Origin of the sequence: Chitinophaga sp. YR627 (assembly GCF_900114995.1) — a bacterium.
Taxonomy (GTDB): Bacteria; Bacteroidota; Bacteroidia; order Chitinophagales; family Chitinophagaceae; genus Chitinophaga.
In genome coordinates, this window is the sequence record NZ_FOUX01000006.1 from 100,172 (window position 1) to 125,760 (window position 25,589).

Annotated in this window: 27 protein-coding genes; 17 read left to right on the forward strand and 10 right to left on the reverse strand. The window is 45.7% G+C overall.

Translation table 11 applies throughout. The features are described 5' to 3' along the window. Positions 1–148 precede the first annotated feature (148 nt). Positions 149–1,153 (forward strand): DHH family phosphoesterase, encoded by a 1,005-nt coding sequence (locus tag BMZ72_RS29680; RefSeq protein ID WP_089813995.1) that lies wholly within the window; start codon positions 149–151, stop codon positions 1,151–1,153. 27 nt (positions 1,154–1,180) lie between these two features. Beyond that, positions 1,181–2,056 (forward strand): FKBP-type peptidyl-prolyl cis-trans isomerase, encoded by an 876-nt coding sequence (locus tag BMZ72_RS29685; protein ID WP_089813997.1) that lies wholly within the window; start codon positions 1,181–1,183, stop codon positions 2,054–2,056. Positions 2,057–2,450: 394 nt separating this feature from the next. On the opposite strand, the gene cdaA is transcribed toward BMZ72_RS29685, so the two are convergent. Together cdaA and folP are read right to left on the reverse strand one after the other, a co-directional pair. Then, positions 2,451–3,263 carry a diadenylate cyclase CdaA gene (gene cdaA, locus BMZ72_RS29690; RefSeq protein ID WP_012793063.1) on the reverse strand — a complete coding sequence of 271 codons (813 nt, stop codon included), beginning with the start codon at positions 3,261–3,263 and terminating at the stop codon, positions 2,451–2,453. A 29-nt stretch (positions 3,264–3,292) separates the two neighbouring features. Continuing rightward, positions 3,293–4,159 (reverse strand): dihydropteroate synthase, encoded by an 867-nt coding sequence (folP, locus tag BMZ72_RS29695; protein ID WP_255373329.1) that lies wholly within the window; start codon positions 4,157–4,159, stop codon positions 3,293–3,295. A gap of 83 nt (positions 4,160–4,242) precedes the next feature. On the opposite strand from folP, the gene BMZ72_RS29700 reads away from it, so the two are divergent. From BMZ72_RS29700 to BMZ72_RS29725, 6 genes are all read left to right on the forward strand, one after another. After that, complete coding sequence (locus BMZ72_RS29700) at positions 4,243–5,331, forward strand: BT_3928 family protein (RefSeq protein ID WP_089814001.1); 1,089 nt, start codon at positions 4,243–4,245, stop codon at positions 5,329–5,331. Between the two features lie 5 nt (positions 5,332–5,336). Continuing rightward, positions 5,337–6,389, forward strand: a complete 1,053-nt coding sequence (locus tag BMZ72_RS29705) for an ABC transporter permease (protein WP_089814003.1) — start codon at positions 5,337–5,339, stop codon at positions 6,387–6,389. A 181-nt stretch (positions 6,390–6,570) separates the two neighbouring features. Beyond that, entirely contained in the window at positions 6,571–7,086 is a 516-nt protein-coding gene (locus BMZ72_RS29710; RefSeq protein ID WP_089814931.1) for an RNA polymerase sigma factor, read from the forward strand. Beyond that, positions 7,076–7,591, forward strand: coding sequence for a hypothetical protein (locus BMZ72_RS29715; protein ID WP_089814005.1), 516 nt, complete (start codon positions 7,076–7,078; stop codon positions 7,589–7,591). Before BMZ72_RS29710 ends, BMZ72_RS29715 begins: the two co-directional genes overlap by 11 nt. A 38-nt stretch (positions 7,592–7,629) precedes the next feature. After that, on the forward strand, positions 7,630–8,151 hold the full coding sequence (locus BMZ72_RS29720; RefSeq protein ID WP_089814007.1) for a DUF4252 domain-containing protein: 522 nt from the start codon (positions 7,630–7,632) through the stop codon (positions 8,149–8,151). A 32-nt stretch (positions 8,152–8,183) separates the two neighbouring features. Continuing rightward, positions 8,184–8,693, forward strand: a complete 510-nt coding sequence (locus BMZ72_RS29725; RefSeq protein ID WP_089814009.1) for a DUF4252 domain-containing protein — start codon at positions 8,184–8,186, stop codon at positions 8,691–8,693. Between the two features lie 145 nt (positions 8,694–8,838). Here BMZ72_RS29725 and BMZ72_RS29730 read toward each other — a convergent pair whose 3' ends face one another. Together BMZ72_RS29730 and recF are read right to left on the reverse strand one after the other, a co-directional pair. Beyond that, the gene (locus tag BMZ72_RS29730) at positions 8,839–9,126 is read right to left on the reverse strand and encodes a DciA family protein (RefSeq protein WP_089814011.1); all 288 of its coding nucleotides are present in this window, start codon (positions 9,124–9,126) and stop codon (positions 8,839–8,841) included. 24 nt (positions 9,127–9,150) lie between these two features. Next, complete coding sequence (recF, locus tag BMZ72_RS29735) at positions 9,151–10,233, reverse strand: DNA replication/repair protein RecF (RefSeq protein WP_089814013.1); 1,083 nt, start codon at positions 10,231–10,233, stop codon at positions 9,151–9,153. Positions 10,234–10,416: 183 nt separating this feature from the next. Between recF and pdhA the strand changes: the two genes are divergently transcribed. The 6 genes from pdhA (at position 10,417) to BMZ72_RS29765 (ending at position 15,100) form a co-directional block, all read left to right on the forward strand. Further along, on the forward strand, positions 10,417–11,427 hold the full coding sequence (gene pdhA, locus BMZ72_RS29740) for a pyruvate dehydrogenase (acetyl-transferring) E1 component subunit alpha (protein ID WP_089814015.1): 1,011 nt from the start codon (positions 10,417–10,419) through the stop codon (positions 11,425–11,427). A 138-nt stretch (positions 11,428–11,565) separates the two neighbouring features. Beyond that, entirely contained in the window at positions 11,566–12,279 is a 714-nt protein-coding gene (locus BMZ72_RS29745; RefSeq protein ID WP_089814017.1) for a tetratricopeptide repeat protein, read from the forward strand. Positions 12,280–12,293: 14 nt separating this feature from the next. Next, positions 12,294–12,785, forward strand: a complete 492-nt coding sequence (ribH, locus tag BMZ72_RS29750) for a 6,7-dimethyl-8-ribityllumazine synthase (protein WP_089814934.1) — start codon at positions 12,294–12,296, stop codon at positions 12,783–12,785. Positions 12,786–12,910: 125 nt separating this feature from the next. Next, positions 12,911–13,630 carry a (Fe-S)-binding protein gene (locus BMZ72_RS29755; RefSeq protein WP_089814019.1) on the forward strand — a complete coding sequence of 240 codons (720 nt, stop codon included), beginning with the start codon at positions 12,911–12,913 and terminating at the stop codon, positions 13,628–13,630. A gap of 30 nt (positions 13,631–13,660) precedes the next feature. Beyond that, the gene (locus BMZ72_RS29760; protein WP_089814021.1) at positions 13,661–14,074 is read left to right on the forward strand and encodes an EVE domain-containing protein; all 414 of its coding nucleotides are present in this window, start codon (positions 13,661–13,663) and stop codon (positions 14,072–14,074) included. Positions 14,075–14,143: 69 nt separating this feature from the next. Then, complete coding sequence (locus BMZ72_RS29765; protein WP_089814023.1) at positions 14,144–15,100, forward strand: DUF4349 domain-containing protein; 957 nt, start codon at positions 14,144–14,146, stop codon at positions 15,098–15,100. Between the two features lie 139 nt (positions 15,101–15,239). Here BMZ72_RS29765 and BMZ72_RS29770 read toward each other — a convergent pair whose 3' ends face one another. Continuing rightward, the gene (locus BMZ72_RS29770; RefSeq protein WP_255373330.1) at positions 15,240–16,061 is read right to left on the reverse strand and encodes a phosphatase PAP2 family protein; all 822 of its coding nucleotides are present in this window, start codon (positions 16,059–16,061) and stop codon (positions 15,240–15,242) included. Positions 16,062–16,174: 113 nt separating this feature from the next. Here BMZ72_RS29770 and BMZ72_RS29775 point away from each other — a divergent pair, with 113 nt between their 5' ends. Further along, entirely contained in the window at positions 16,175–16,864 is a 690-nt protein-coding gene (locus BMZ72_RS29775) for an SIR2 family NAD-dependent protein deacylase (RefSeq protein ID WP_089814027.1), read from the forward strand. A 105-nt stretch (positions 16,865–16,969) separates the two neighbouring features. Here the strand turns inward: BMZ72_RS29775 and BMZ72_RS29780 are convergent, their stop codons facing one another. Next, positions 16,970–18,295 carry a saccharopine dehydrogenase C-terminal domain-containing protein gene (locus tag BMZ72_RS29780; protein WP_089814029.1) on the reverse strand — a complete coding sequence of 442 codons (1,326 nt, stop codon included), beginning with the start codon at positions 18,293–18,295 and terminating at the stop codon, positions 16,970–16,972. 405 nt (positions 18,296–18,700) lie between these two features. On the opposite strand from BMZ72_RS29780, the gene gyrA reads away from it, so the two are divergent. After that, the gene (gyrA, locus tag BMZ72_RS29785; protein WP_089814031.1) at positions 18,701–21,280 is read left to right on the forward strand and encodes a DNA gyrase subunit A; all 2,580 of its coding nucleotides are present in this window, start codon (positions 18,701–18,703) and stop codon (positions 21,278–21,280) included. Between the two features lie 127 nt (positions 21,281–21,407). Continuing rightward, positions 21,408–22,655: a tetratricopeptide repeat protein gene (locus BMZ72_RS29790; RefSeq protein ID WP_177222975.1), complete on the forward strand. Its 1,248-nt coding sequence runs from the start codon at positions 21,408–21,410 to the stop codon at positions 22,653–22,655. Between the two features lie 78 nt (positions 22,656–22,733). On the opposite strand, the gene BMZ72_RS29795 is transcribed toward BMZ72_RS29790, so the two are convergent. From BMZ72_RS29795 to BMZ72_RS29810, 4 genes are all read right to left on the reverse strand, one after another. After that, complete coding sequence (locus BMZ72_RS29795) at positions 22,734–23,090, reverse strand: anti-sigma factor family protein (RefSeq protein ID WP_089814035.1); 357 nt, start codon at positions 23,088–23,090, stop codon at positions 22,734–22,736. Positions 23,091–23,133: 43 nt separating this feature from the next. Beyond that, positions 23,134–23,700 (reverse strand): RNA polymerase sigma factor, encoded by a 567-nt coding sequence (locus BMZ72_RS29800; RefSeq protein ID WP_089814038.1) that lies wholly within the window; start codon positions 23,698–23,700, stop codon positions 23,134–23,136. 149 nt (positions 23,701–23,849) lie between these two features. Continuing rightward, on the reverse strand, positions 23,850–24,956 hold the full coding sequence (locus BMZ72_RS29805; RefSeq protein ID WP_089814040.1) for a tetratricopeptide repeat protein: 1,107 nt from the start codon (positions 24,954–24,956) through the stop codon (positions 23,850–23,852). Beyond that, positions 24,949–25,521 carry an RNA polymerase sigma factor gene (locus tag BMZ72_RS29810; protein WP_089814042.1) on the reverse strand — a complete coding sequence of 191 codons (573 nt, stop codon included), beginning with the start codon at positions 25,519–25,521 and terminating at the stop codon, positions 24,949–24,951. Before BMZ72_RS29810 ends, BMZ72_RS29805 begins: the two co-directional genes overlap by 8 nt. Positions 25,522–25,589: the final 68 nt, after the last annotated feature.

Consider the following 25,589-nt stretch of genomic DNA (forward strand, 5'->3'; position numbering starts at 1 on the left):
CCTAATTAACTAATTTTGCGCGCAAATGTAGCTAGAATTTGTTTAGTGATAAAAAAAAAGAGAACTTCGCACTTCATTTTTTGGCAAAAACGGTTACATTTTATTGTTAATATAAAAGCAGGGCAGCCTGCATATTTAAAGGTTAAGAATGAAGAGGATAGAGGAAATTAAGCCCTTGCTGGAGACCCCTAAAAGAGTGGTAATAACGATGCATCAGAAACCCGATGCAGATGCAATGGGCTCGTCACTGGCCTTATATCATTATCTGAGACAGAAAGGGCACGATGTAACCGTGATTTCTCCGACCAATTTCCCGGACTTCCTTATCTGGATGCCTGGTGCAAAGGATGTACTCGATTTTGAATCCATGCAGGAAAAGGCGTTTAAGGCACTGGAAGGTATCGATCTGCTGTTTTGCCTGGACTTCAATGCATTGTACCGTACCAAGAGTATGGAGCCTTATCTGACAAAGATGACGTGTACGAAGATCCTGATCGATCATCACCTGGAGCCGCAACCTACTTTTGAGTATGGTGTCAGCGATACGAGCGCTTCATCTACCGCACAGCTGGTATATGAAACGATCTACAAACTTGGAGATGAACAGTATATTAACGAAGACATGGCGCAGTGCATCTATGCAGGTACCATGACCGATACCGGTTCTTTCCGTTTTGCCTCTACTTCAGCGAGAGTACACCGTATGGTGGCTGATCTGTTCGACCGCGGTCTGAAACATGAGATCATCCACTCTGCGATCTACGATAATTTCCTTGAAAACCGCCTGCGGTTCCTGGGCCATAGCCTGCTGAACCGTATGGAAGTATACTATGAATACAATACCGCTATGATCGCTATCCCATATACTGATCTGAAGCGTTTTGACCTGCAGACCGGCGATACTGAGGGGGTAGTGAACTTCCTGCTGTCTATTCAGGGTATCAAACTGGCGGTGCTGATCATAGACCGTCACTCGGAAATTAAGTTATCTTTCCGCTCTAAGGGAGATTTCGACGTAAACACCTTCGCAAGAAAATATTTCGACGGCGGCGGACATTTCCACGCTTCCGGCGGACACAGCTCTGAGACACTCGATAAGACCGTAGAACATTTTCTCGAAGCCATTAAAGAAAACGAAGAGCAGTTACAGTAAGTTATTCAATCCTACTAATACAGTCAAATGAAAAAGAACAAACAGTTATTGGTTGCAGCATTAGGCCTTTTCCTGGCGAGCTGCGGTGCCGGTGGTGGCGCCAAAAAAACTCCAGGTGGGGTAGATTTCGTTGTTCATAAGTCAGGAAGCGGCGCGCAGCTGAAGCTGGGCGACACTGTACTGTTGAACATCATCCAGAGTCTGAACGATTCAGTTATAGTTGAATCCCGCAAGGTAGCAGGCGGTCCTGTTCCTTTCGTGATCTCCAAATCAGTTAACAAATATGACCTGATGGATGGTCTGGTAATGCTGAAAGAAGGTGATAGCGCCACTTTCACTATTCCTATCGATAGCTTACCTCAGCGTCCGCCAATGGCGAAAAAAGGTGATAAGCTGAATTTGACTTTTGTAGTAGTAGGTACCTATACCGGCGCAAAACAAAAAGCTGCTGATGACAAAATCATCGCTGAATACGCTAAAACTAACAAACTGAATACTACCACCACTCCTGAAGGTGTTTACGTAGCAGTATCCGAACAGGGTGCAGGCGAAAAACCACAGGCAGGTGATACTGTTGTAGTTCACTATACCGGTAAACTGATCAACGGTACTGTATTTGATTCCAGCCTGGATACTACTTTAAGACCAGGTGCTAAGATCGAGCCTATCAGATTCCCACTGGGTCGCGGTTTCGTGATCAAAGGTTGGGACGCTGGTATCGCAGCCCTGAACAAAGGTAGTAAAGCTACCCTGCTGATCCCGTCTACTTTAGGTTACGGTTTACAGGCAAGCGGTCCTATCCCTGCTAACTCTGTACTGGTATTTGATGTACAGCTGGTTGACATCGTGAAAGGCAAGCCTGAAGCTCCGGCTGCTCCTGCAGCACTGCAGCAAGGAAAGTAATTTCTACGTCTTTTATATAGAAAGAGGTTGTTCGCCGAAAGGTGGACAGCCTCTTTTTTATTGTGGCAGGAAATTCGTTATTTATGTGGGTTGATCATTTATTTTTGGAGGCCTGGCCGGTTTCAGATGGGATTCCGGGCTGACGCCCTCTACGCGTTCCTGCTATGGGACGCGGTAGGGCAATTAGGCAGAGGGGCATTGATTGGATTTCGGAGGCATGGACCGGGTGATGCGTAAAGGGCTAAGGCCCTTCATCTCCATCTGCAAACCTCGCGGCAGGAGGAGATATTGACGGCTATTATTTAAGGAGGTACGGAGCGGGTCTCTCTGATGTACCTTTTTATATTCTTCTATCATCTCAGTATTCCTGATTGCCCATCTATTCCTGATTGCCTCAGGCATATCCTTCTACCATCACCTCATACATTTTCACCTTCAGTTCTTCCAGCGAAATATCCTGCACCAGATTACCATCCTGCGCATAGGAAATAGTACCTCTTTCTTCTGATACGATGATCGCAAGGTTATCACTGTGTTCCGTGATGCCGACAGCAGAACGGTGACGTAAACCTATACGGGTAGGCAGATTGGGATTCTCGGAGACAGGCAGTATCACTTTAGCCGCGAGGATCTTGTTACCTACAATGATCAGTGCACCATCATGCAGCGGACTACCTTTGCAGAAGATACTTTCCAGTAATTTAGCATTGATATTACTATCGATCGCGATGCTGGATGCGGTATCAAATTTTACACGATAGGTATTGGCAATCACGATCAGTGCACCGGTCCGGCTACCTGCCATACGGGCGACTGCGGTGATCACTTCATTAATGATATTCTCTTCTTCTTTATAACTCTTGAACCTGTCCGGCAGAAACAATTTTGTAAAGAAACTGTCTTTACTCAGCGGGGCCTTCTTGCCCAGTACCAGCAGAAATTTGCGGATCTCCGGCTGGAAGATAATGATGATCGCGATCAGTCCTACGTTGATGAAACTCTGCAACAGGGTGGAGAGTATGGGCATCTGCAGATGCTGTACGATAAAGTAAGCAAGATATATCATCAACAGCCCTACGAAAATGTTAAACGCAAGGCTTCCCTTCAGCAGCCGGTACAGCTGGATCACCAGGAATATAACAATCGCCGCATCCAATATATTCAGCCAGTGGAAACGATATCCGTAAAAACTAAATAAGTCCTCCATAGATTGTAAAAATAGCAAATATTTGCCAGCTATAATGCATTCATATACTGTGTGATCTTAACCGCTTCCACGGCTGCTTTGACGTCGTGTACACGCAGAATGTGCGCTCCCTGCTGTAAGGCAAGTGTATGCAGTATCGTTGTACCGTTGAGTGCTTCCGCTGGTGTTGTTTCCAGTAGCTTATAGATCATGGATTTCCTTGAAATACCTATCAGCAACGGGCATTCCAGTATATGGAAGATATTTAGTTTTTTGAGTAGTGTATAGTTGTGGGCGATGGTTTTACCAAAACCGAAACCCGGATCGATGATAATATCTTTGATACCGGCTTCCAGGCATTGTGCGCGTTTTCGTATGAAATAATCCAGTACCTCCTGTGTCACATCTTCATAATGCGGGTGTTGCTGCATATCAGTAGGCGTGCCCTGCATGTGCATAGCGATATATGGTACACCCAGTCTGCCCGCTACAGGTATCATTTGCGCATCCAGATCACCTGCACTGATATCATTGATGATGGCTGCGCCCGCATTGACAGTCTGTTCAGCTACATTCGCATAGTAAGTGTCAATGGACAGGATGGCCTGCGGAAAATGTTCTTTCAGTGTACGTACTGCCGGTACCAGGCGTTCCAGTTCGATATCTGGTCCGACGGAGATAGAACCCGGACGGGTGCTTTGTGCGCCGATATCCAGGATCTGAGCGCCCTCCTCCAGTAGTTGTGCGGCTCTTTGCAGGATAAGATCAATATGCTGCGTTCTGCTGCCGGCAAAAAATGAGTCCTCCGTAATGTTAATAATACCCATCACAACTGGTTTGGACAAATCGAGTAATGTGCCCTGACAGTTGATGGTGGTATATTCGCCGTTCTTCCCTTCCATAGTATCCATTTGCATTTTATTGATTATTTTGCCAGACAAAAATAGAATAATGTGGTGATCTGCAAGTATGTATATCAGCACCGATAAAAAAGTTATCCATGAAACTGCTCCTGAACCTATTAAGAATTATCGTTGGCGTCTTGTTTATCTTCTCCGGTTTGGTCAAAGCAAACGACCCGCTGGGGCTCAGTTATAAAATGGAAGAGTTTTTTGAAGTGTTGCACATGACATTCCTCTCTCCCTATTCACTGGCCTATTCTATCATCATGAACACGCTGGAAATTGGCTTGGGCGCTGCCCTGTTGCTTGGTTTCCGTATGCGTCTGGTGTCTATACTGCTGCTGATCATGATCACCTTCTTCACTTTCCTGACCGGCTATGCGCTGTACAGCGGAGAGATCAAAGAATGTGGTTGTTTTGGCGACTGTATCAAACTGACGGCATCACAGACCTTCTGGAAAGATGTGGTACTGCTGGTCATGATCCTGATCCTCTTTTTATATAATAAACGCATCAAACCATTGTTCGGCAAGCAGCTGAACCTGATCCTGCTGATCGTATCTATTGTATTTGCAGGCGGTATTCAATGGTATACACTGGAACACCTGCCGATCGTAGACTGTCTGGGTTATAAGGTAGGTAATAACATTCCGGAGAAAATGAAACTGCCGCCAGGTGCCCGTCCGGCGGAATATGAGACTGTCCTGATCTATGAAAAGGATGGTCAGCAGAAAGAATTTACAGCAGAGAACTATCCATGGTCCGATAGTACCTGGGTCTTTGTAGATCGTCGTGATAAATTAGTCAGAGAAGCAGAAGGAGAGGCGCCTGTAAAGGACTTCATCCTGACAGATGCAGATGGCGTGAATCAGACGCAGGCGATCCTCGCAGAACCGACACCTGTTTATCTGTTCCTGGTGAAAAACGTAAAAGAAGCAGGCAAGGGCTGGGATGACAAAATGAAAGCCCTGCAGGAACAGTTTAAAGCCGGAAAGGTCTACATTTACGGTGTTACCGCTTCCAGTAAGGAAGATATTTCGGCTTTTACCGCTGCACACGGGTTGCAGTTCCCATTCGTTCAGATGGATGGAACAGCAATTAAAACAGCTGGTAGAAGCAATCCTTGTCTGATTTTGCTGGAAAAAGGCACGATCAAAGGAAAATGGCATTATAACGATATACCATAAACCGCATGTTCAGATTTCTGCTGCGTAAACTCAGTTATGGCATACTGGTATTACTGGGAGTAGTGGTGCTGGTATTCTTCCTGTTCAACGTACTGCCGGGCGATCCGGCCAGGTTGACACTGGGACAGCGCGCAGACGTTACATCGCTGGAAAATGTTAGAAAGGAATTGCACCTGGATAAATCCTTGCCGGTGCAATTCCTTTTATATTTAAATGACCTTTCGCCTATTGGTGTACATGCCCAGGCGGAAGCCCGGGACAATATGCATTACCTGACCCTGGCGCATGTAGGAGAAGAACGCATTCTGGTGCTGAAGACGCCTTATCTGCGCCGTTCCTATCAGGGGAAAAAGGAAGTCTGGGAAATACTGACAGAGGCATTGCCCGGCACCCTGGTACTTGCTTTAGCCGCTATGTTGTTTGCAACCGTGGTGGGAATAGGACTTGGGGTTTTATCCGCAGTAAAACAAAATACCTGGATGGATACGGGCGCTGTTTTTGCCAGTGTGGTCGGCATTTCTGCTCCCTCGTTCTTTATGGGCATTGTAGTGGCTTATCTGTTCGGATTTGTCTTAAGTGATTATACCGGCTTACATATGACGGGCAGTCTGTTTGAAACAGATGCTTTTGCCGGCCGTACCCTGAACCTGCGTAATCTTATCTTACCTGCTATTACCCTGGGGATCCGTCCACTGGCTATCATTGTACAACTCACCCGCAGTGCGATGCTGGATGTACTGCACCAGGATTATATCCGTACGGCTTATGCCAAAGGCCTGTCTACCCGGATTGTCGTTTTCAGACATGCCCTGCGTAATGCTTTGAATCCTGTTATTACGGCTATTACGGGCTGGTTCGCCGAACTGCTGGCAGGTGCATTTTTCGTTGAATATATCTTTGGATGGAAGGGGATCGGTAAAATTACTGTGGATGCCCTGGAAAAGTTCGATTTCCCTGTACTGATGGGATCTATCTTATTTACAGCTGGTATCTTTGTATTAATTAACCTGCTGGCTGACCTGTTATATACCATTATTGATCCACGTATTAAGTTATAAATAGCTCATTTATAGCAGGTTAATATTTCCCAAAAAAAACTTTCCCTTTTTTTGAAACAAAGTATTTTATGGATCGTCTTCTTTATGTAAACGCCCTGTAGCATCCGGGATGAAGAAAAGAGAGAACGGACATGGAAGCAGCAACGGTTATCTGAAACTAGCAACAAGGAATCTGTTATTTATGTCATTAGCAATATTTCTCTCACAGGTAGTCCCCGTCAGGCAGAAGCTGTACCGCTTCGCTTACAGACTGCTGGAAAACGAGGAGGATGCGATGGACGTAACACAGGATACCCTGATGAAGGTATGGCAGCAACAGGAACGGATGAGCGATCTGCAGAATATGGAGGCCTGGTGTATGCGTATCGTACGCAATCTGGCGCTGGATAAACTAAAGGCGAGGAAGTGCCGCCGGTCAGAAGACCTGGATACGGCCAGCGAATTACCAGCCATACATCAGGAGAATCCACATATCGTTGCGGAGAAACAGGACGTCATGAAAAGAGTGCATGGTATCATTGCCGGCCTGCCGGAAAAATACCGTACTATTATACAATTAAGAGATATAGATGGGTACAGCTACCAGGAAATAGCAGACATCCTGGTCATCGATCTGAGTGAGGTGAAGACCAATCTTCACCGGGCCAGAAAAGCGGTACGTGAACAATTACAAAAACTGCAAGTGTATGGAGTTTAATAAGATCAGGGAGTTATTGGACCGCTATTGGGATGGCGCCTCCACATTGGAGGAAGAGGAGGAGCTGCGCAGTTTTTTCAGCATGGAACACCCTCATCTCCCTGCTGATCTGAAAGAAGCGCAGGCACTATTCGGATACTTTGCAGCCGAAGCGGATATTCCGATGCCTGTATTCCCTGAGATCGAAACACTGATCGCACCGACACCGCCACCGGCCGGAAAGACGGTCTTAAAAACAATGGTGTGGCATCACTGGATGAAGTATGCAGCTATTTTGCTGATGGCAGTAGGTATTGGTTATGGCGCCAGACAATTCACCAGCAGACATGATGGTGTACTGGCTGAAAGATCAATAGCCGCAGATACCTACGACGATCCGAAAGAGGCATTTGCAGCGACACAGAAGGCACTGGCTTTATTGTCCCGCAACCTCAATAAAGGAACGGCACAGGTGCAGAAGCTGTCTTACTTCAACGACGCGACTGAGAAGATCAGAGCGAATTAATTACGGCCATTCTAAAAATCTGACATAAAAAAAAACTTATGAAACGCTTTTTGTTTTTGGTGCTGTTCCTGACAGTCACCGGTACGCATCTCTTTGCCCAGCAAGGCAGCGGCATTGACCGCTTTTTTGAGAAATATGAAAATGATCAGACCTTTACACTGATCAGCGTAACGCCTAAAATGTTCAGTATGTTCAGCAAGCTGGACATCAATTCAAACGATGGAAAACAATTTCTGCAGATCGTCAAAAAGATCAAAGGACTGCGGATACTGGCCAGGGAAAATACCAAAGGCGGTAATCAGTTGTTCAAAGAAGCTTCTTCTCTGCTGAGTAAAGAGTTTGAAGAACTGATGACTGTACGTGATGGAAAAGATGACCTGCGCTTTATGGTAAAGGAAAATGCCAAAGGGAATATCGCAGAACTGATCATGCTGGTGGGCAGCGATACGGAGTTCCTTGCGATGAGCCTGATAGGCGATATTGATCTCAACGAGATCAGTCAGCTGGCCAACAGTATGAATATCGACGGATTCGACAAACTGAAAAACATCAAGAAATAATTCATTTATCACCACAGATCAACCCGAATAATATGAAATACTTTTCCATCATTGCAGTAGCGCTTTTGCTGGTTGTTAGTCCGGCGATGGCCCAGAAGAAATCACTCCGTAAATTCTATCGTCAATACCGTGGAGATGCAGTCGGTGTAAGAATAGGTGTAGGACGTATCCCGCTGAAATTCGCCAGCTGGGTCATGCCTAACAGTGCTAAAATGGAGAACGGTACAGAATTGAAAAGACTGATCGGGAAACTGCAGAAGGTGAAAGTATATACACTGGCAGGTGTCAGCAACAGCCTGATCGACAGCAAAGCGATCCATGCACTGAAGCAGACGCTGATTGAAAAAGATGGCTTTGAATCATTGGTGGAGGTACGTCATGCAGATGCGAACGTGTATATGATGAATAAGGGGAAAGACGATGAACTGGGGAATGTGGTGATACTGGTGCAGGATGAAGAAGATTTCGTGATGGTGAATCTGAGAACGACGCTGCATATGGATGATGTGAATATGCTGATACAGGGGTTTGTGAAGAATTAGTAATAAATTATTCGCGATAGCGCAAGAAGGCCGGTCTGTGAAAGACTGGCCTTCTTGCGTTATCAGGCGATTGTGAGGGCGTCCTGTAAAGAAAGAGGGCGTCTGCTATCAGCAAACGCCCTCTTTCTTTATAAAAAGTTTTTAACTATCTAACGATCACTTCTCTTACCACAGGTTCACCCAGCATTTCGTTCACCAGTTTGATAATACGATCTTTTGAGTAGCTCAGTTCCTGTTTGAGTGGAGCAACGGTGGTAGCGATGTGTAATTTACCATCGATCAGCTGTAAATTCTCTGTATAACGAGAAATGGTTCTTCCCATCAGCTGTTCCCAGTTCTCCTGTATGCGCACTTCGGTCAGCCTCGGTTTTAACCGGCTTTTCGACATAAAATCTTTCAGTGCATCCTCCATTGATGTTATTCCGTAGCGCATTCCGCAAAGATACGTATTTCCACATTACTCCATCTCTACTAATTGAAAGTTATCCATATTTTCTTTGAATGCTGCAAGTATTCTATCAGCATGGGTGTCAGTGATGAAGACCTGTCCGTATACGGGACTGCCGACAAGATTAATTAAGCGGCTTACCCTGTCCTGGTCCAGTTTTTCGAATACATCATCCAGCAGCAGCAGGGGAGGGAACTTTTTATGTTCCTTAATCACTTCAAACTGTGCGAGTTTGAGCGCGAAGAGAAAGCTTTTACGTTGTCCCTGTGAGGCGCTTGTTTTCATAGGATGATCATCCAGGAGGAATTGCAGGTCATCTTTATGAATACCGCCTGTGGTGCGTTGCATCATCATATCCTTATAGCGGTTGGCTGCGAGCAGTTCGGTGAAGGTTTGTTCGTGCAGACCGGACAGGTATTGTATATTGACTGTTTCATGCTTACCGGCCAGGTAATCATACAGTTGTTGTACCTGCTGGATGAAGCCGGGGAGGAAGGCGCGTCTCCATTCAAATACGGGCGTACCGTGTTTGACCAGTTGTTCATCAAATATATCGAGCAGGGTATCCTGACTACCACCCTGACCAGTCATTGTTTTGAGCAGGGTATTTTTCTGCTGGAGTATTTTCTGGTAGGTAATAAGGTGATCAAGATAGCCCGGATGTAACTGGCATAGCAGTGCATCCAGCCATTTGCGGCGTTCCTCGCTGCCACCAAGGATGATTTCAGCGTCATCAGGTGCGATCATAACAGCAGGGTAGCGACCGATATGCTGGGAGAAGCGTTCGTAGGCTTCATCATTGAGGGCAATTTCTTTTTTGCCGTCTTTGAGTGTACAGACGATCTTTCCTTCCTGGTGGTCTCTGTCCATGATGCCTTCCAGGCGGAAGCCGTTGGTCTGGTACTGTGTATTCTGGGCTTCGCTGCTGGTGAAGTAGCTTTTAGTGAAACATATATAATATATGGCGTCGAGCAGGTTGGTCTTACCGGAGCCGTTCCGCCCGGTAATGCCTACGATGCGTTTATGGAAGCTGAAACTTTTTCCCGAATAATTTTTAAACTGGACGAGTGATATCTTTTTAAGCGACAGCAAATTAACCTTCTGATTATCAGTTATGAATTAAAAATAAATTTATCGTAATCCGCGCTGATGCCGGGAAAGACTGGAAATCAGGCCTTGTTGAAGAGGCGTTCAGGAGCGGTAACTTCGTGCAAAGTTGCAAAGTATTTAGTTTTTAGGATTTTCCTGTTATATTTGCGGACAAATTAAGAAACAGTGGCTACAAAAACAGACGTAAAGACGAAATTCACCAAAGAGACATATTTGTACTGGTATGAATTGATGCTCTTGCTGCGCCGCTTTGAAGAAAAAGCCGGCCAATTGTATGGGATGCAGAAGATTCGTGGTTTTTGCCACCTGTACATAGGACAGGAAGCAATTGCTGCAGGCGCGATGAGTGCAACTAAACCGGACGATAAGTTCATCACTGCCTACCGCGACCACGCTCTGGCGATCGCGAAAGGAATGACTGCTGACGAATGTATGGCTGAGCTGTATGGTAAGGCGACAGGTTGTTCCAAAGGTAAAGGTGGTAGCATGCACTTCTTTGCTCCTGATAAGGGTTTCTTCGGCGGTCATGGTATCGTAGGTGCTCAGATCGGTACTGGTGCGGGTCTGGCATTTGCTGAGCAGTACAAAGGAACTGATAACGTAGCGCTTTGCTTCTTCGGTGATGGTGCTGCCCGTCAGGGTATGCTGCATGAGACATTTAACATGGCTATGCTGTGGAAATTGCCTGTAATTTTTATTTGCGAAAACAACATGTACGCGATGGGTACTTCAGTAGAACGTACTTCTAACGTACTGGATATCTATAAGCTGGCGAATGCCTACGATATGCCAAGTGCTACTATCGATGGTATGAGCTGTGAGACTGTACATGAAGGTATCGAAAGAGCGGTAAAACGTGCACGTGCCGGTGAAGGTCCTTCCTTACTGGAAATCAAAACGTACCGTTACCGTGGTCACTCCATGAGTGATCCTGCGAAATACCGTACCAAAGAAGAAGTAGAAGAGTATAAAGATAAAGATCCTATCAATCAGGTACTGGCTACTATCCAGAAGAACAAATGGGCTACGGACGCTGAGATCGAAGCTATCAATGACAAGGTAAAACAGGAAGTTGAACATTGCGTACAGTTCGCTGAAGAGTCTCCATGGCCTGCAGATGATGAACTGCTGAAAGACGTATATGTACAGGATGATTACCCGTTCATTGTTGACTAATAATAATGAGAAGGTTAGCGATCCCGGCCGTTTAAGAATAAGCGGATGATTCGCTAACCTTTTTTATATTTGCGGACATTTACAACAGCCAAACCTGTACCGTAATAAAGAAATAACAATTTAACGACCACAATTACAATGACCGAAACAAAAAATAAGACCGCAGCTGAAAATACTCCTGCTCCTGTGTCTAAAGAATTCCAACTGGAAGACTCACTCCACATTGCGGAAGACTTTTTCAACAAGAACAAAAACACTATTATCATCGCCCTGCTCGCAGTTGTGGTGGTAGTAGGCGGTACTTTTGCCTACAGCAAGTTCATCAAAGGTCCTAACGAAACAAAAGCACAGAACATGGTATTCCATGCTCAGCAGTATTTCGAGAGAGACTCTTTCCGTCTGGCTTTAAATGGTGACGGTAACTATGAAGGTTTTCTGCAGGTAATTGATAAATACGGCAGCACCAAAACAGGTCAGTTAGCAAAATATTACGCTGGCGTTAGCTATGTGAAACTGGGCGAATTCCAGAAAGGTGCAGATCTGCTGACATCTTTCAATGGCGGTGACCAGGTAGTACAGGCAATGGCATACGGTTTAGCCGGTGACGCTTACATGGAACTGAACCAAACCGATAAAGGTATCGAATATTATAAGAAAGCAGGTCATCACAGCGATAACGAGCTGACAGCACCAACTTACCTGTTCCGCGCAGGTCTGGCACTGGAAAAAGCTAACAAATCCGCTGATGCAGTTGCGATCTACAAAGAGATTCAAAGCAAATATCCTCAGACAGCTGAAGGTCGCGAAATAGAAAAATATCTGGCGCGCCTGGGCGAAGTGAGAAGTAATTGATATTAAATCAGATCATGTCAATACATAATCAAAGTTTATTGAACGATGCTGGCATTCTCCAATCAGAGGATGCCAGTGTTGTTATAGTGTATACCGAATGGAATGATACGGTGATCAACGAACTGGTGGCCGGTTGTGACAGGTCCCTGGCACAATACAACGTATCAAAAGTCTCCAAGGTGATCGTACCCGGAGCATTTGAATTACCATTCGCCTGTAAGCAATACTGGGAACGTACAAAAGGAACACATAGACAGCCTGGCGCTATTATTGCGTTTGGTTGTGTAATCAGAGGCGAAACTCCGCATTTTGACTATGTTTGTAAGGGCGTAACAGAAGGACTGATGCAATTAAACCTTGATTTGCCCGTACCTGTTATCTTTGGTATCCTGACTGTTGACAACATGCAGCAGGCACAGGACAGACTGGGAGGCATCCATGGCCATAAAGGGGAAGAAGCCGCGATCACCGCGCTGAAAATGATATCTATGATGCGTCAACTGTAGGAGCAGCTTTTTAGCCCCATTTTTATTACATGTGATGTTCATTGTTGCTACAGTTTTAGCCGAGATACATTGATTCCTGACGCCGGCAGTATTCCACTGCGGCCTCTAATAAAAGAACTAACTCAATGAACGTACAGCTTTTTATTCCATGCTTCGTTGATCAGCTGTTCCCGGAAACAGGCTTCAATATGGTGAAAGTGCTGGAAAAGCTGGGATGTAACGTCGATTATAATCCCAACCAGACCTGCTGTGGCCAGCCGGCTTTTAATGCCGGGTACTGGGATGAAGCCCGCTCCGTTGCAAATAAATTCGTAAAGGACTTTCATACCGTAGATTATATCGTAGCGCCAAGCGGATCCTGTACAGGGTTTGTCCGCAATTACTACGGCAAACTCTTTGACAATTCCGCCGCTCATAATGAAGTAAAGACACTGCGTAAGAACCTGTTTGAATTTACAGAGTTCCTCACAGAGGTCCTGCATGTGACTGACCTGGGAGCCAGCCTGAATGGTGTTGCGACCTATCATGACGCCTGCGGCGCCCTGCGTGAATGCGGTATCAAGGAAGGTCCGCGTAAATTGCTCTCCAACGTAAAAGGACTGGAACTGAAAGAAATGAATGATTGTGAGACCTGCTGCGGCTTTGGAGGTACTTTCTCTGTGAAGTTCGAACCGATCTCCATCGGTATGGGCGAACAGAAGGTAAATAATGCTATCGCAAGTGGCGCAGACTACCTCATCTCAACAGATCTTTCCTGTCTGATGCACCTGGAGGGTTATATCCGGAAGCACGAACTGAATATCAAAACAATGCATATTGCTGATGTACTGGCCAGTGGCTGGTAAGCAGCAGGAAGAATTTTAAATCATCAGATAATGAACTACTGGCTTGTTAAATCAGAACCATTCAAGTATTCATGGGACCAGTTTGTAAAAGACGGTAAAACCTTCTGGGATGGCGTGCGCAACTACCAGGCGCGCAACAACCTGAAAGGCATGGAAAAAGGAGACCTGGTACTGTTCTATCACAGTAATGAAGGACTGGCAGTAGTGGGTATCGCGAAAGTTGCGAAAGCGCATTACCAGGACCCGACCACACCTGATCCTAACTGGGTAGTGGTAGACCTGCAGCCGGTAAAACCTTTCAAAACGCCGGTAACACTGGCGCAGATGAAAGCCGAAAAAAGACTGGAAAATCTCTCTCTTATCCGCCAGGGCCGCCTTTCTGTGTGCGCCGTTACGGAGGAAGAGTTTGACGCCATCCTGGAAATGGGAGAGACGAAGAAATAATTTTTTGTGGAATTTTATTCCTGAGCGCATCTTCTTGTTATAGCAATATTTATCACTAAATACTGGTCTATGACAAGAAGATGTTTCTTTTTTAAGCATACCCCGATCCCTGTATCAATACTGTTATTGAGTTTACTCACACTTGTGTCCTGCGCACATAATGCAGAACAAAAAAGCATGGCTCCGGCATATCTGGCATTGAAAGAATCCAGTCCGGCAGCAACAACATTTAGCTCCGATGCCGAAGACGTTGTCACCCATGTTGAAAGTTCAGCAGGGAAAGATGCGGCGTCAGGCATGGTGCAGTTTACACCTCCTGTATTAGTAAAGGATGCGTCATCCGCAGAAATACAAAAAAAGATCATTAAAAACGGCGAGGTGCGTTACTCCGTGAGAGATTACAATGACGCGCGCAAAGCCATGAATGCTATTATTGCCCGTTATAATGGCTACATCACAGAGGAGAATGAGTCCCGCTCAGATCTTAGCTGGGAAATAAAAGTCAGTATTAAAGTTCCCGCCCAGAAATTTGACTCCTGTCTGGAGGCCCTTGCCGGCACCGCAAATACACTGATAGAAAAGAATGTATCAGCTACAGATGTAACAGAAGAATACGTTGATGTTGCTTCCCGAATGAAAGCAAAAAAAGAAGTAGAGCTGCGTTACCTGGATATTCTGAAACAGGCGAAAACAGTAGAAGGTATTCTGAAAGTAGAAGAGCAGCTGAAAAGCATTCGTGAAGAAATAGAGGCATCACAGGGCCGTCTGCAATACATCGATCATAACGTGGCCATGAGCACGATCAATCTTTCATTTTTTCAGACGTTTGCAACTTCTTCTCCGCAGGGTCCTGGCTTCCTTTCCCGCATCTTTTTTTCAATTAAGGACGGCTGGAATGATCTGCTTTCTTTCTTAGTAGGGATCGTACAGATGTGGCCGGGTATAGCAGTTATAGTGGTGATAGTGGTACTCATCAGAAGATATATCAAAAGAAGAAGGAGGAGGAAAATGGCAAGTGTGGCCTGATAGTGGGTGGTTTGTTGATACTGGCAATTCGGTTTTATATAAAAAAAGAGGCACTTCGATATACTGAAGTGCCTCTGATTATTTTGAGCATATTGAATCGCAGAAAGGTCCTGCTATCTATGCTTAATGCTTCATTGTATCAAGGTGCCATGTGTGCCTTTTGCGCCTTCTTCTTTTCCAGGTCTCTTTGTCTTTTGAAGATTCCTTTTGTTACGAAGTAACCCAGCGAAGCCCCTAACCATACATCACTGCTCCAGTGTCTTTCCTGATACAGACGGGTGGTGCCGGTCATGATGGCGATGGAATAAGTAACCCAGGGTACCCACGGATGTTCGTCTCCATATGCTTCGGCAAGTGCTGTTGCGACAGAAGTCACCGTCAGCATGTGACCGGAAGGGAAGGAGGTATGGTATTTATCCATGGAGAACGGCGCATTGTATACAAACGGATCGTCGTAATAGGTCGGACGGCCACGTCTTACCACCGATTTGGCGAACGTATAAATGAGCGTTGACAGTAAGAGGGACTTGGCGGTCATCAGGGAGGTATGTTCCAGTTTCCTGTCCTTCGCGATCACGCCGGCAAGGTACATACCACCTACGAGATAAGGGGAGTAGGCGTTTCCGAAAGGTTCTACCTGACCCGTTACACTATTCCAGAAATTGGTGTGGTTACGGCCAAAGAACTGTTTGATCTCATAGTCTACACCCATGAGACCACCGGCAGTACCGAGTACAACACCCAGTCTGACGAAGTCCTTTCCCTGCCAGTGCGCAGGTCTTGCAACGGTATATTTCAGGTCACTCCAGATGCTACCCAGATAGGCGCCGTTTATACGATAGCGTATAGTAGTATCGGCTTCCGTTAATGTACGCGTCTCCGTAGATCTGGTACTATCGGTATAGTGGAGGTTGGTGGTGTCTGTTGTCTGTGCGTTTGCCTGCATTTGTAGTAACAGCATGCCGCACAGCATAAGCTTCAGTAAGATCTTCAATTGCTGTTATTTAATTATCCGATAAAGTTACGGTAAATGTTAAAACCCGTATATTTAAAAATCAAAAATGTCTTGTACAAATGAAGCCTAGATTGGTAGTTTTGACAGGCGCCGGAATCAGTGCAGAGAGTGGATTACGGACTTTCCGTGATAGTGATGGCCTGTGGGAGGGGTATAATGTTTATGAAGTTGCCAGTCCGCAGGGATGGCAGAAAGACCCGCAACTGGTACTGGATTTTTATAACCAGCGTCGCCGGGATATAAAAGCGGCAATGCCGAATGCCGCCCATTTAGGGCTGGCTGCTTTACAGGAGCAATTCGATGTAGAGATCATCACCCAGAATATTGACGACCTGCATGAGAGAGCAGGATCAAAGAAGGTATTACACCTGCATGGAGAGATCTTCAGCATGCGTAGTGTGCTGGATGAACACAGGAAGTACCGTATTATCAGTGATATCAATATAGGAGATAAAGCAGCTGACGGCGGACAGTTACGTCCGGATATCGTATGGTTCGGAGAGGCAGTGCCAAAGATTCAGGAAGCAGCAGCGGTAGTGATGACGGCAGATGTATTTGCAGTGATCGGTACTTCGCTGGTAGTGTATCCGGCGGCGGGATTGGTGGATTATCTGCCGGAGGGAACACCGGCCTTTGTGATTGACAGGAAATTGCCACAGATGCCGAAGATGAGTAATCTGATGGAGATAGAGAAGCCTGCAACGGAGGGGATCGCAGATATGATCAAAACCCTCGAAGGGTTCATCTGATAGCTTGTTTAATGATGGAGTCAGAGCGTCTTAATGGATGCTGTGGTCTTCAGCTGATATAAAGAAAAGAGGCAGTCCGCTGTATGCCGGACTGCCTCTTTTATGTTATTCAAAACTTTCTTCGAAGCGGATGTTGAATTCTTCCAGTTCTTTCAGCACCGGGTTATAAATATCCGGTGTGATCGGGATATGCAGGCCTTTGAGGGTGACTTTATCCTGGAGAATGAGTTTCGCCATGATACCTAAGGGAAGGCCTACGGTTTTAGCCATGGCGGTGCGTACGCTGTCTTCACCCTGTGCGATCATGTAACTATGCAGGCGGGTGCTCATGCCTCTTCTTTCAAACTCGATCTCATGGGTCATCACGATCATATCTTTATCAGTGACTTCCATACCCAGTTTTGACTCAACGATATGCTGGAGAACAGAGGCGTTTGTTTGTTCGCCGAGATGAATGGTCTCTCCATTCAGTAATCCCAGGAACTTCAGCTGACGCAGTATTTTTGACTTGGCGCTGATACCAAGATAATTGGCGATATTTTCTTCATGACTGATGGAGGCATCCTGGTCGATGTGCTGACTGGTCCATTCATAAAAGGTCATGTTATCTGTCTGGATCTTTTTAGTATCGTCGGTCAGACCGAGTTTCACGAGTGTACCCCAACCTTCGCAGAAATCGGGATAGCGGAGGGTAGCGCGCATGAAGGTCGGTACTTCTTCCAGTTTATAGGCACTGATATAGTTCAGTGAGTCGCGGTTAGGGTAATAGGCCAGTTTACCGAGACTTGGAATATGAATTGTTTTTGACTGATCGAAGAGATGCTGGTAGGAGACTTCCTTAGTCTTTCCTTTTTCACGGTAGGTAGCACCTGAGTTACCGGCGAGCACGATATTGCGGGCATTCCAGGAGATCTTATACTGCCATGGATTGTCGTTGCTTTCGGGCGATACGAGTCCGCCGCAATAGGAGCGGAAAGCGGAGATCTGTCCACCTTTCTTTTCGATGGAGTGAATGAGCTTCATGGCACTCATGTGGTCTATGCCGGGGTCGAGGCCCATTTCATACATAAAGAGCAGGCCTGCGTCTTCAATTTCTTTTTCCAGTTTTTTAACTTCCGGGTCGATATAAGAGGCGGTGAGCAGGTTTTTACCAAACTGCAGACAGTCTTTTGCGACGAGGATATGCAACTGTGCGGGTAGCAGGGAGATAACGAGGTCCGTTTCCTGAATCAGCTTTTGTCTGGATGCTTCATCCCTGATGTCAATAGCTGCTGGGGTAACATAGTAAGACTTTCCGGTTTTGGATTTGATGAGCGCGAGGTCGTGGTCGGCTACTGTAATATGCCATTTTTGCCGTGGAGCATTTGATACCAGGTAGTCGATCAGGCTCGTAGCCGACTTGCCGGCACCAAACAAGAGTATATTCTTCATATTAATTTGTTCATCTTTAATATGGTTACAGAACAGGGATTTAACATCAGTCGTCTATCTAATGTTCGAATTTTCTGGAAAATTCGTTTTTAACCTATGATAATTTTGGTAAACTGTCCGTGACCCTCTGATTTTCACCGGGTTAAAAACAAAATCTTTGCCAATATTTTATTTTCCCAATATTTCTTTTTTCTATTATATAGAATATTAATTGAAGGAGTTAACGCAAATTAAGGATTAAATAGTCTATCTGTGGAAATTGTTCTTAACGCATATCTTATTTGTTCAATATGACAATTCCTTTTTTATTCACATTCTATGTCAAAAAGGCCGGAATACGGCTTAAAATGGCTATATTTGCGTCTATTTATTTTTTTACGGAATAAATTGTAAACCAACAATATAATGTCAGAAAATACGGAAAATCAGCAAGACGGCAGGATTATCCAGATCAACATTGAAGAGCAGATGAAAACCGCCTACATCGATTACTCGATGTCTGTGATCGTCGGACGTGCTCTTCCGGATGTCCGGGACGGTTTAAAACCTGTACACCGCCGCGTGTTGTTTGGTATGAACGAGTTAGGGAATAACAGTAACAAACCTTACAAGAAATCAGCCCGTATCGTAGGGGAGGTGATGGGTAAGTTTCACCCGCATGGTGACGCCTCCATTTATGATACCATTGTACGTATGGCCCAGCCATGGAGCCTTCGTTACATGCTGGTAGACGGTCAGGGTAACTTCGGTTCTGTGGATGGTGACATGCCGGCAGCTATGCGTTATACGGAGATCCGTCTGCAACGTATGGCAGAAGCGATGCTGGAAGATATCGACAAAGAAACAGTGGACTTCACCCTGAACTTTGATGATACCCTTGAAGAGCCTACAGTACTGCCTACACGTATTCCTAACCTCCTGATCAACGGAGCTTCGGGTATTGCGGTAGGTATGGCGACCAACATCATGCCGCACAACCTTTCAGAGGTGGTAGATGGTCTGATTGCGTACATTGATAACCGTGACATTACAATAGAAGAACTGATCAAGCACGTAAAAGCGCCTGACTTCCCGACCGGTGGTATCATCTACGGTTATGAAGGTGTGAAACAGGGCTTTGAGACAGGCCGCGGAAGGGTAGTAGTGCGTGGTAAAGTGAATGTGGAAACTTCCAAAGCAGGTCGCGAGCGTCTGGTGATCTATGAACTTCCTTACCAGATCAATAAGGCTGCGCTGCATCAGAAGATCGCGCAACTGGCAGACGATAAGATCATTGAAGGTATATCTGAAGCGCGTGACGAAAGTGACCGTGATGGTATGCGCCTGGTGATCGATCTGAAACGTGAGGCGATTGCCAACGTGGTGATCAATCAGCTGTATAAATATTCCGAATTACAGACTTCTTACGGTATCAATAACGTGGCGCTGGTAAAAGGCCGTCCGCGTGTACTGAACCTGAAAGATATGCTGTCTGAATTCGTAGACTTCCGTCACGAAGTGGTAGTACGCAGAACGCGTTTCGACCTGCGTAAAGCGGAAGAGAAAGCGCACATCTTACAGGGTTACCTGATTGCGCTGGATCACCTGGATGAAGTAATTGCGCTGATCCGTGCGTCCCGTACGCCGGAAGAAGCAAAAGAGGGTTTAATGACCCGTTTCGAACTGAGTGAAATTCAGTCTAAGGCGATACTGGAATTACGTTTACAACGTCTGACCGGTATGGAACGCGATAAGATCAAAGAAGAATACGATGAAGTCATGAAACTGATCGCTTACCTGAAAGAAATACTTTCTGATGAAGGACTCCGTTTCAAGATCATCAAAGAGGAACTGGAAGACGTGAAGAAACGTTTCGGTGACGAGCGTAAAACTGAAATTCAGTACCTGGCCAGCGAGATGCGTATGGAAGATATCATCGCAGAGGAAGATGTGGTAATCACCATCTCTCACCTGGGTTATATCAAACGTACTTCCGCATACGATTATCGTCAGCAGAAACGTGGGGGCCGTGGCGCATTGGGTGGTAAGACCCGTGAGGAAGACTATATCGAACACCTGTTCGTGGCGTCTACGCATCATACCATGTTGTTCTTCACTGAGAAAGGTCGTTGTTACTGGCTGAAAGTATACGAGATCCCTGAAGGTGAGAAGAGTGGTAAAGGCCGTGCTATCCAGAACCTGATCAACCTGCCAACTGATGACAAGATCAGGGCAATCATTGATATCAAAGACCTGGGTGATAAAGAATTCATCAGCTCTCATTATATTGTATTGTGTACTGCGAACGGTATCATCAAGAAGACCCTGCTGGAAGATTTCTCCCGCCCGCGTCAGAATGGTGTGAACGCAATCACGATCAACGAAGGCGACCAGTTACTGGAAGCTAAGCTGACCAACGGTAACAGTCAGATCATGATGGCTATTAAGAGTGGCCGTGCCATCCGCTTCCCTGAAAATACCGTACGCGACACAGGTCGTGGCGCTATCGGTGTAAGAGGTATCGAGGTAGACAATGACAAGGACGAGGTTGTTGGTATGATTTGTGTAAATAAGGAGGATGAAACCCGTACTGTACTGGTGGTTTCAGAGAAAGGTTTCGGTAAACGTACTGATATTGAGGAATATAGAATTACCAACCGCGGTGGTAAGGGTGTAAAAACCATCAATATTACAGAGAAAACAGGTAGCCTGATCGCTATTCTGGACGTGACTGAAAAGGATGACCTGATGATCACCTGTAAATCCGGTATCACCATCCGTATGGCGGTTGCTGACATCCGTGAGGCGGGTAGAGCTACACAGGGTGTGCGCCTGATCAGACTGGACGATAGCGACGAAATCGCAGCTGTAGCACGCCTGGATGAACAGGAAGAGCAAAGGCTCGATGAAGAAGCTCAGGAAGGTATGGAAGGAAATGAGCCAGGCCAGGATGGTAGCTCAGCAGCTCAGGGAGAAGCTCCGGTAGATGAAACGCCTGCAGAATAATTACAAAGAAGCCGCATTTTATTTAAGCGAACTAATGGTTAACCTGCGGTAGATTGTATTTATTATGGTTGAAACAGGCATTAAATCTAACGCCATACTTATAGAAAACAACAAAATATTGAGCAACATGAAAAAATTACTGGTATCATTTGTCTTTTGCGGTGCAGCGATGGTTGCAGTAGCGCAACGTGCCAAGGTAAGCAGTGCTGACGAGGCGCTGTCCAAGAAAGACTATGATAAAGCGAAAGCCGATATTCAGGCAGCACTGGAAAATGAAAAAACTAAAGGTGAAGCTAAAACCTGGTACGTTAAGGGTAAAATCTTCGAAGCAGTAGCAACTGACAAGAAGGATGCTCAGCAGGCGCTGGAAGCATTCGAAGCTTACAAAAAAGCTTTGGATATCAACGCTAAACTGCCTGAAGCTTTACTGGAAATGAACCAGCGTATGTTTAACCTGTATGCTACCGTAGGTAACGCAGGTTATGGTAACCTGAATGACCAGAAATGGGATTCTGCGTTCTTCCACTTCAGAGACGCTTTCAGTATTGCTGAATACTATAATGGTAAAAATCTGGGTGGTACCATCCCTACAGATACTTCCATGACCTTCTATGCTGGTTACGCTGCTAACCAGGCAGGTAAAAAAGATGATGCATTGCCTTTCCTGAGAAAAGCAGCTGATCTTCAGTTTAAATCTGAGCCTGCACTGTACGTAATCCTCGCACAGACTTACGAAGAGAAAGGTGATAACGCTAACTGGATCAAAACTATCGAAGAAGCAAAAGCTATGTTCCCTAAAGACAAGCGCTTCAACGATATGGAAATGATCTACTACTCCAAGACAGGTAAAACTGCCGAGTTACTGGGTATGCTGGAAAAGAAAATGTCTGAAAATCCAAATGACTTCCAGACCATTCTCGACTACGGTATCCGTGTTGACAACCTGGCAAACCCTCGTTCTGATGGTAAAGAAGAAGCAACTAAACCAGCTAACTACGATGAGCTGATGACGAAAGCTGAAAACGCTTACAAAAAAGCAATCGAACTGAAAGCTGATGATGCAACTGCTAACTTCCAGTTAGGTGCGCTGTATTTCAACCGTGCAGTAGGTTTCAACAAAGAACTGAACGCAATGGACAGCAAATCACTGAACACACCGAAAGCAAAAGAACTGCAGACTAAAGTAACTGGTCTGATGGATCAGGCACTGCCTTTCTTCGAGAAAGCAGAAGCTAACTTCACAGCAGCTGGTTCTCTGGAACCAAGCGACAAGCAAACTTTCGAAAGCTGCCTGTATGCACTGCAGAAGATCTATGCTATCAAAAACGAAACTGCTAAAGTAGAAGCAGTTAAGAAAAAGCTGGAAAGCCTGTAATCGTATAGATACAGACATCATAAAAAAAGTCCCGGTTCATTACGAACCGGGACTTTTTGCATATAGGTCAATATGTACTTACCTTTTGCCTGATATAAAATGATAGGTCCAGAATGCCGCCAGCAATATGAACAGGATGACAATAACAATGATCGCCAGTTCAGTAAAGTAGGACATCTGGTGTTTACGACGTTTGGTGGTACGGAGCTTACGCAGCATCTGCCACTTCATCTGCCGTAATAATACGGGGATCTTTTCCTTCTCTTCAAAGGCTGATAATCCCTCCACTGCCTCACTGCACATTTCACAATCGGCAAGATGAAGTTCCACTTCATGCTTTTCTTCCGCTGTCATCCTGCCCTGTACATAGTCCAGCAGTTGCTGTTGCGTAGGACAGGCCGTCGTGGTGAAAATATCCTGATATTCTTCGTTCATAAAAATGTTTCCTCAATAATTATAAATCCGCATACTTACTTCGCTATCCCTGTTTGCTCAGCAGGAGCTTCAGGTTACGCTTTCCATTCTGAATATAACTCTTCACCTGTAACAGGGTATACCCCGTCTCGTCTGTAATATCCTGGTAAGAGCGTTTTTGCAGATAAAAAAGTTTGACACAGACACGTTGCTCCGGGTTTAATTGTTCCAGCGCCTGCTGCATATTTTCCAGCAAGTTATCCTTTTCTACGAATCGCGCCTTATCATCTTCCGGTTCTCCGGGATCATTGAGATGTTTCTCGCTGACTTCTTCCTGTCTCACCTGACTCTTATGTCTTAACTGCATCAGACAGTGGTTCTTGCTGACCTGGTAGATCCAGGCCCTGAAGTACTGCACTTTGTGCTTATTGATATCTGCCAATACTTTTAAAAATATCTGTTGTACACTGTCTCTCGCATCCTCTTCATTTTTAAGGTATTTCATGCACATACCCAATAACAGGATCGCATACCTGTCAAACAGGATGCCTACCCAATTGCTGTTTTCGTCGGCTTTATACCGCTCCAGCAGTTCTTCGTCTGTTAATTCCTGACTATTCTTATAATTCACTGGATAAAGATAAAATACTTATAATATTAAGATGCAATACCCAGGCAATTCCATAAAATATAATCAATAAAAAAGTCCATAGAAGACTCCGCTATGGAAAATTCTATGGACTGTATGAGGAGTGAGGATGATACTATCAGCGGAACGATTTACAGATTATCCAGGGCCGCCTGGGCTTTGTCTTTCATGCTGCCGTTCATACGCACGACCTCCTTGAACATACGTCTGGCCTTACCTGTTTGTCCTTTGCTACGGTAGCATACCGCCAGCTGGTAACGGGACAATTCGCCGTACTTGCCACTGCTGCCGGAAAGGTGTTTATAACGGGAAATAGCCTCGTTGAGGTCTCCCTGCTGATGATAGACCATTGCTGCCTTATACAGGAATTCATCCGTCCCGCTGGGAGCTGATTCTGTGGCAGGTTTTGGTTTGGGCTTATCATCGTCGTCGTCTTTCTTCTCTTTCGGCACCGGTTTAGGTTCCGGTTTATCTTCTGTTTTCTTTGCGATCGTAGGGGTGTCTTTATGCTCCGGAGCAGGTGCTTTGACCGCTTCCTTTACTTCTGCCGGTTTAGTGGCAGGAGGCGCCTGTTTTTTAGCGCTATCCTTATTCACGGGTGCTGCTGCCGGTACCTTTGCCTTAACCGAGTCTTTCACGACCGGTTTAGGTACGGCAGGCGCCGGAGTGGCAGCAGGAGGAGCGACGGGCGCTGTTGTTGCTGCTGCTGGTGGCGCCGGGTGATGTCTGAGCGTATCGGCTGTTTCCGCACGTACGGGCGTAACAACTGCCGCCTGTACAGCTGAAGCATTCATTGCCGGAGCAGGAATTTCCGTATTGCTGGCCATGGCTTTGGTAACAGGCGCCTTGAATTTCTCCTGTTGCTGTATGAGATAAATAAGGCCAGCGCCGGCAGCGATGGCAGCGACTACCCAGAAATAGATCAGGAAACTTTCCTTTTTCTGTTCCTGGCGCTGATAACGTTCGGCTTTATGTGCATGAGATACCTGTTTGATGCTGCTGCGGATGTACTGTAGCATACTGGCTGACAGCGGCTGGTATTTTTCCCTGTATTGTTGTTGCTGGAGTACCTGCAATGCATCAAAACACAGATCGCAGTCCACCAGGTGTTGTTCCACCAGGTGTTTCTCGACATCCGTGAGTCGGCCGTCCACGTAGCGGGGCAGCTGGTCTCTGTTAAGACAGCGGATGTTACTGAAGATCTTCAGTATTTTTTCATTGTTTTCCAAGTTACTCATAGGTTTCGTTCATCAATAAGGAAGCCATTTTTTGCTTTGCCTGCTGCAGTGTTTGTCTGATTTTCCCGATGGAGATATTCTTAGCTTCCGCCAGTTCTGCAAAACTTTTATTATGCATGTAGAATTCTTTCAGTAAATATTTTTCGTCGGCGGGCAGTTTATCGAGTGTTCGCCCGATCGTAGCGATCAGCTGTTGCTGTTCTTTCTGGTTGGTCGCCGCCTTTTCTATTTTAGCTTCTATCTGTTGCTGATCTCTGGATTCCGTACTGGGAAAAAATGGACTGTTCTTATCTGCATGGGTCTGTAGTACCCTGATAGTATAGTGGATCCATTCATTGGCTTTCGGGATGGTCTGGGTTTTCAGACTGTCACTGAGACGTTGCAGCAAAGAAGGATAGATCTCCTCCGGACTGGTAGCGGGACCATTGTTGAGGTAGGGTAAACAAACAGCGACCATGAGGTGGCTGTATCTTTCCATGAGTACACCTTCGGCTTCCTGATCCTTAAGCTTTCTTGCCCGGGAAATCAATTCTTTATCTGATAAATTAGTTAACTGCTGTAGCATAGTGTTACCTATATTTACATATAAAAGACAAAAAAGTTCATTTTGTTGTCTTTTGACATATAATTATT

What these genes read in the sequence shown, in the direction of transcription:
- BMZ72_RS29685 (WP_089813997.1), top strand. Translation starts at nt 1,181, where the DNA reads ATGAAAAAGAACAAACAGTTATTGGTTGCAGCATTAGGCCTTTTCCTG.
- BMZ72_RS29790 (WP_177222975.1), top strand. Translation starts at nt 21,408, where the DNA reads ATGAAAAAATTACTGGTATCATTTGTCTTTTGCGGTGCAGCGATGGTT.
- folP (WP_255373329.1), bottom strand. Translation starts at nt 4,159, where the DNA reads ATGCAAATGGATACTATGGAAGGGAAGAACGGCGAATATACCACCATC.
- BMZ72_RS29725 (WP_089814009.1), top strand. Translation starts at nt 8,184, where the DNA reads ATGAAATACTTTTCCATCATTGCAGTAGCGCTTTTGCTGGTTGTTAGT.
- BMZ72_RS29765 (WP_089814023.1), top strand. Translation starts at nt 14,144, where the DNA reads ATGACAAGAAGATGTTTCTTTTTTAAGCATACCCCGATCCCTGTATCA.
- cdaA (WP_012793063.1), bottom strand. Translation starts at nt 3,263, where the DNA reads ATGGAGGACTTATTTAGTTTTTACGGATATCGTTTCCACTGGCTGAAT.
- BMZ72_RS29705 (WP_089814003.1), top strand. Translation starts at nt 5,337, where the DNA reads ATGTTCAGATTTCTGCTGCGTAAACTCAGTTATGGCATACTGGTATTA.
- BMZ72_RS29755 (WP_089814019.1), top strand. Translation starts at nt 12,911, where the DNA reads ATGAACGTACAGCTTTTTATTCCATGCTTCGTTGATCAGCTGTTCCCG.
- gyrA (WP_089814031.1), top strand. Translation starts at nt 18,701, where the DNA reads ATGTCAGAAAATACGGAAAATCAGCAAGACGGCAGGATTATCCAGATC.
- BMZ72_RS29780 (WP_089814029.1), bottom strand. Translation starts at nt 18,295, where the DNA reads ATGAAGAATATACTCTTGTTTGGTGCCGGCAAGTCGGCTACGAGCCTG.
- BMZ72_RS29745 (WP_089814017.1), top strand. Translation starts at nt 11,566, where the DNA reads ATGACCGAAACAAAAAATAAGACCGCAGCTGAAAATACTCCTGCTCCT.
- BMZ72_RS29680 (WP_089813995.1), top strand. Translation starts at nt 149, where the DNA reads ATGAAGAGGATAGAGGAAATTAAGCCCTTGCTGGAGACCCCTAAAAGA.
- BMZ72_RS29760 (WP_089814021.1), top strand. Translation starts at nt 13,661, where the DNA reads ATGAACTACTGGCTTGTTAAATCAGAACCATTCAAGTATTCATGGGAC.
- BMZ72_RS29710 (WP_089814931.1), top strand. Translation starts at nt 6,571, where the DNA reads ATGTCATTAGCAATATTTCTCTCACAGGTAGTCCCCGTCAGGCAGAAG.
- ribH (WP_089814934.1), top strand. Translation starts at nt 12,294, where the DNA reads ATGTCAATACATAATCAAAGTTTATTGAACGATGCTGGCATTCTCCAA.
- BMZ72_RS29810 (WP_089814042.1), bottom strand. Translation starts at nt 25,521, where the DNA reads ATGCTACAGCAGTTAACTAATTTATCAGATAAAGAATTGATTTCCCGG.
- BMZ72_RS29770 (WP_255373330.1), bottom strand. Translation starts at nt 16,061, where the DNA reads ATGCTGTTACTACAAATGCAGGCAAACGCACAGACAACAGACACCACC.
- BMZ72_RS29775 (WP_089814027.1), top strand. Translation starts at nt 16,175, where the DNA reads ATGAAGCCTAGATTGGTAGTTTTGACAGGCGCCGGAATCAGTGCAGAG.
- BMZ72_RS29715 (WP_089814005.1), top strand. Translation starts at nt 7,076, where the DNA reads ATGGAGTTTAATAAGATCAGGGAGTTATTGGACCGCTATTGGGATGGC.
- BMZ72_RS29730 (WP_089814011.1), bottom strand. Translation starts at nt 9,126, where the DNA reads ATGCGCTACGGAATAACATCAATGGAGGATGCACTGAAAGATTTTATG.
- BMZ72_RS29795 (WP_089814035.1), bottom strand. Translation starts at nt 23,090, where the DNA reads ATGAACGAAGAATATCAGGATATTTTCACCACGACGGCCTGTCCTACG.
- BMZ72_RS29700 (WP_089814001.1), top strand. Translation starts at nt 4,243, where the DNA reads ATGAAACTGCTCCTGAACCTATTAAGAATTATCGTTGGCGTCTTGTTT.
- BMZ72_RS29720 (WP_089814007.1), top strand. Translation starts at nt 7,630, where the DNA reads ATGAAACGCTTTTTGTTTTTGGTGCTGTTCCTGACAGTCACCGGTACG.
- BMZ72_RS29805 (WP_089814040.1), bottom strand. Translation starts at nt 24,956, where the DNA reads ATGAGTAACTTGGAAAACAATGAAAAAATACTGAAGATCTTCAGTAAC.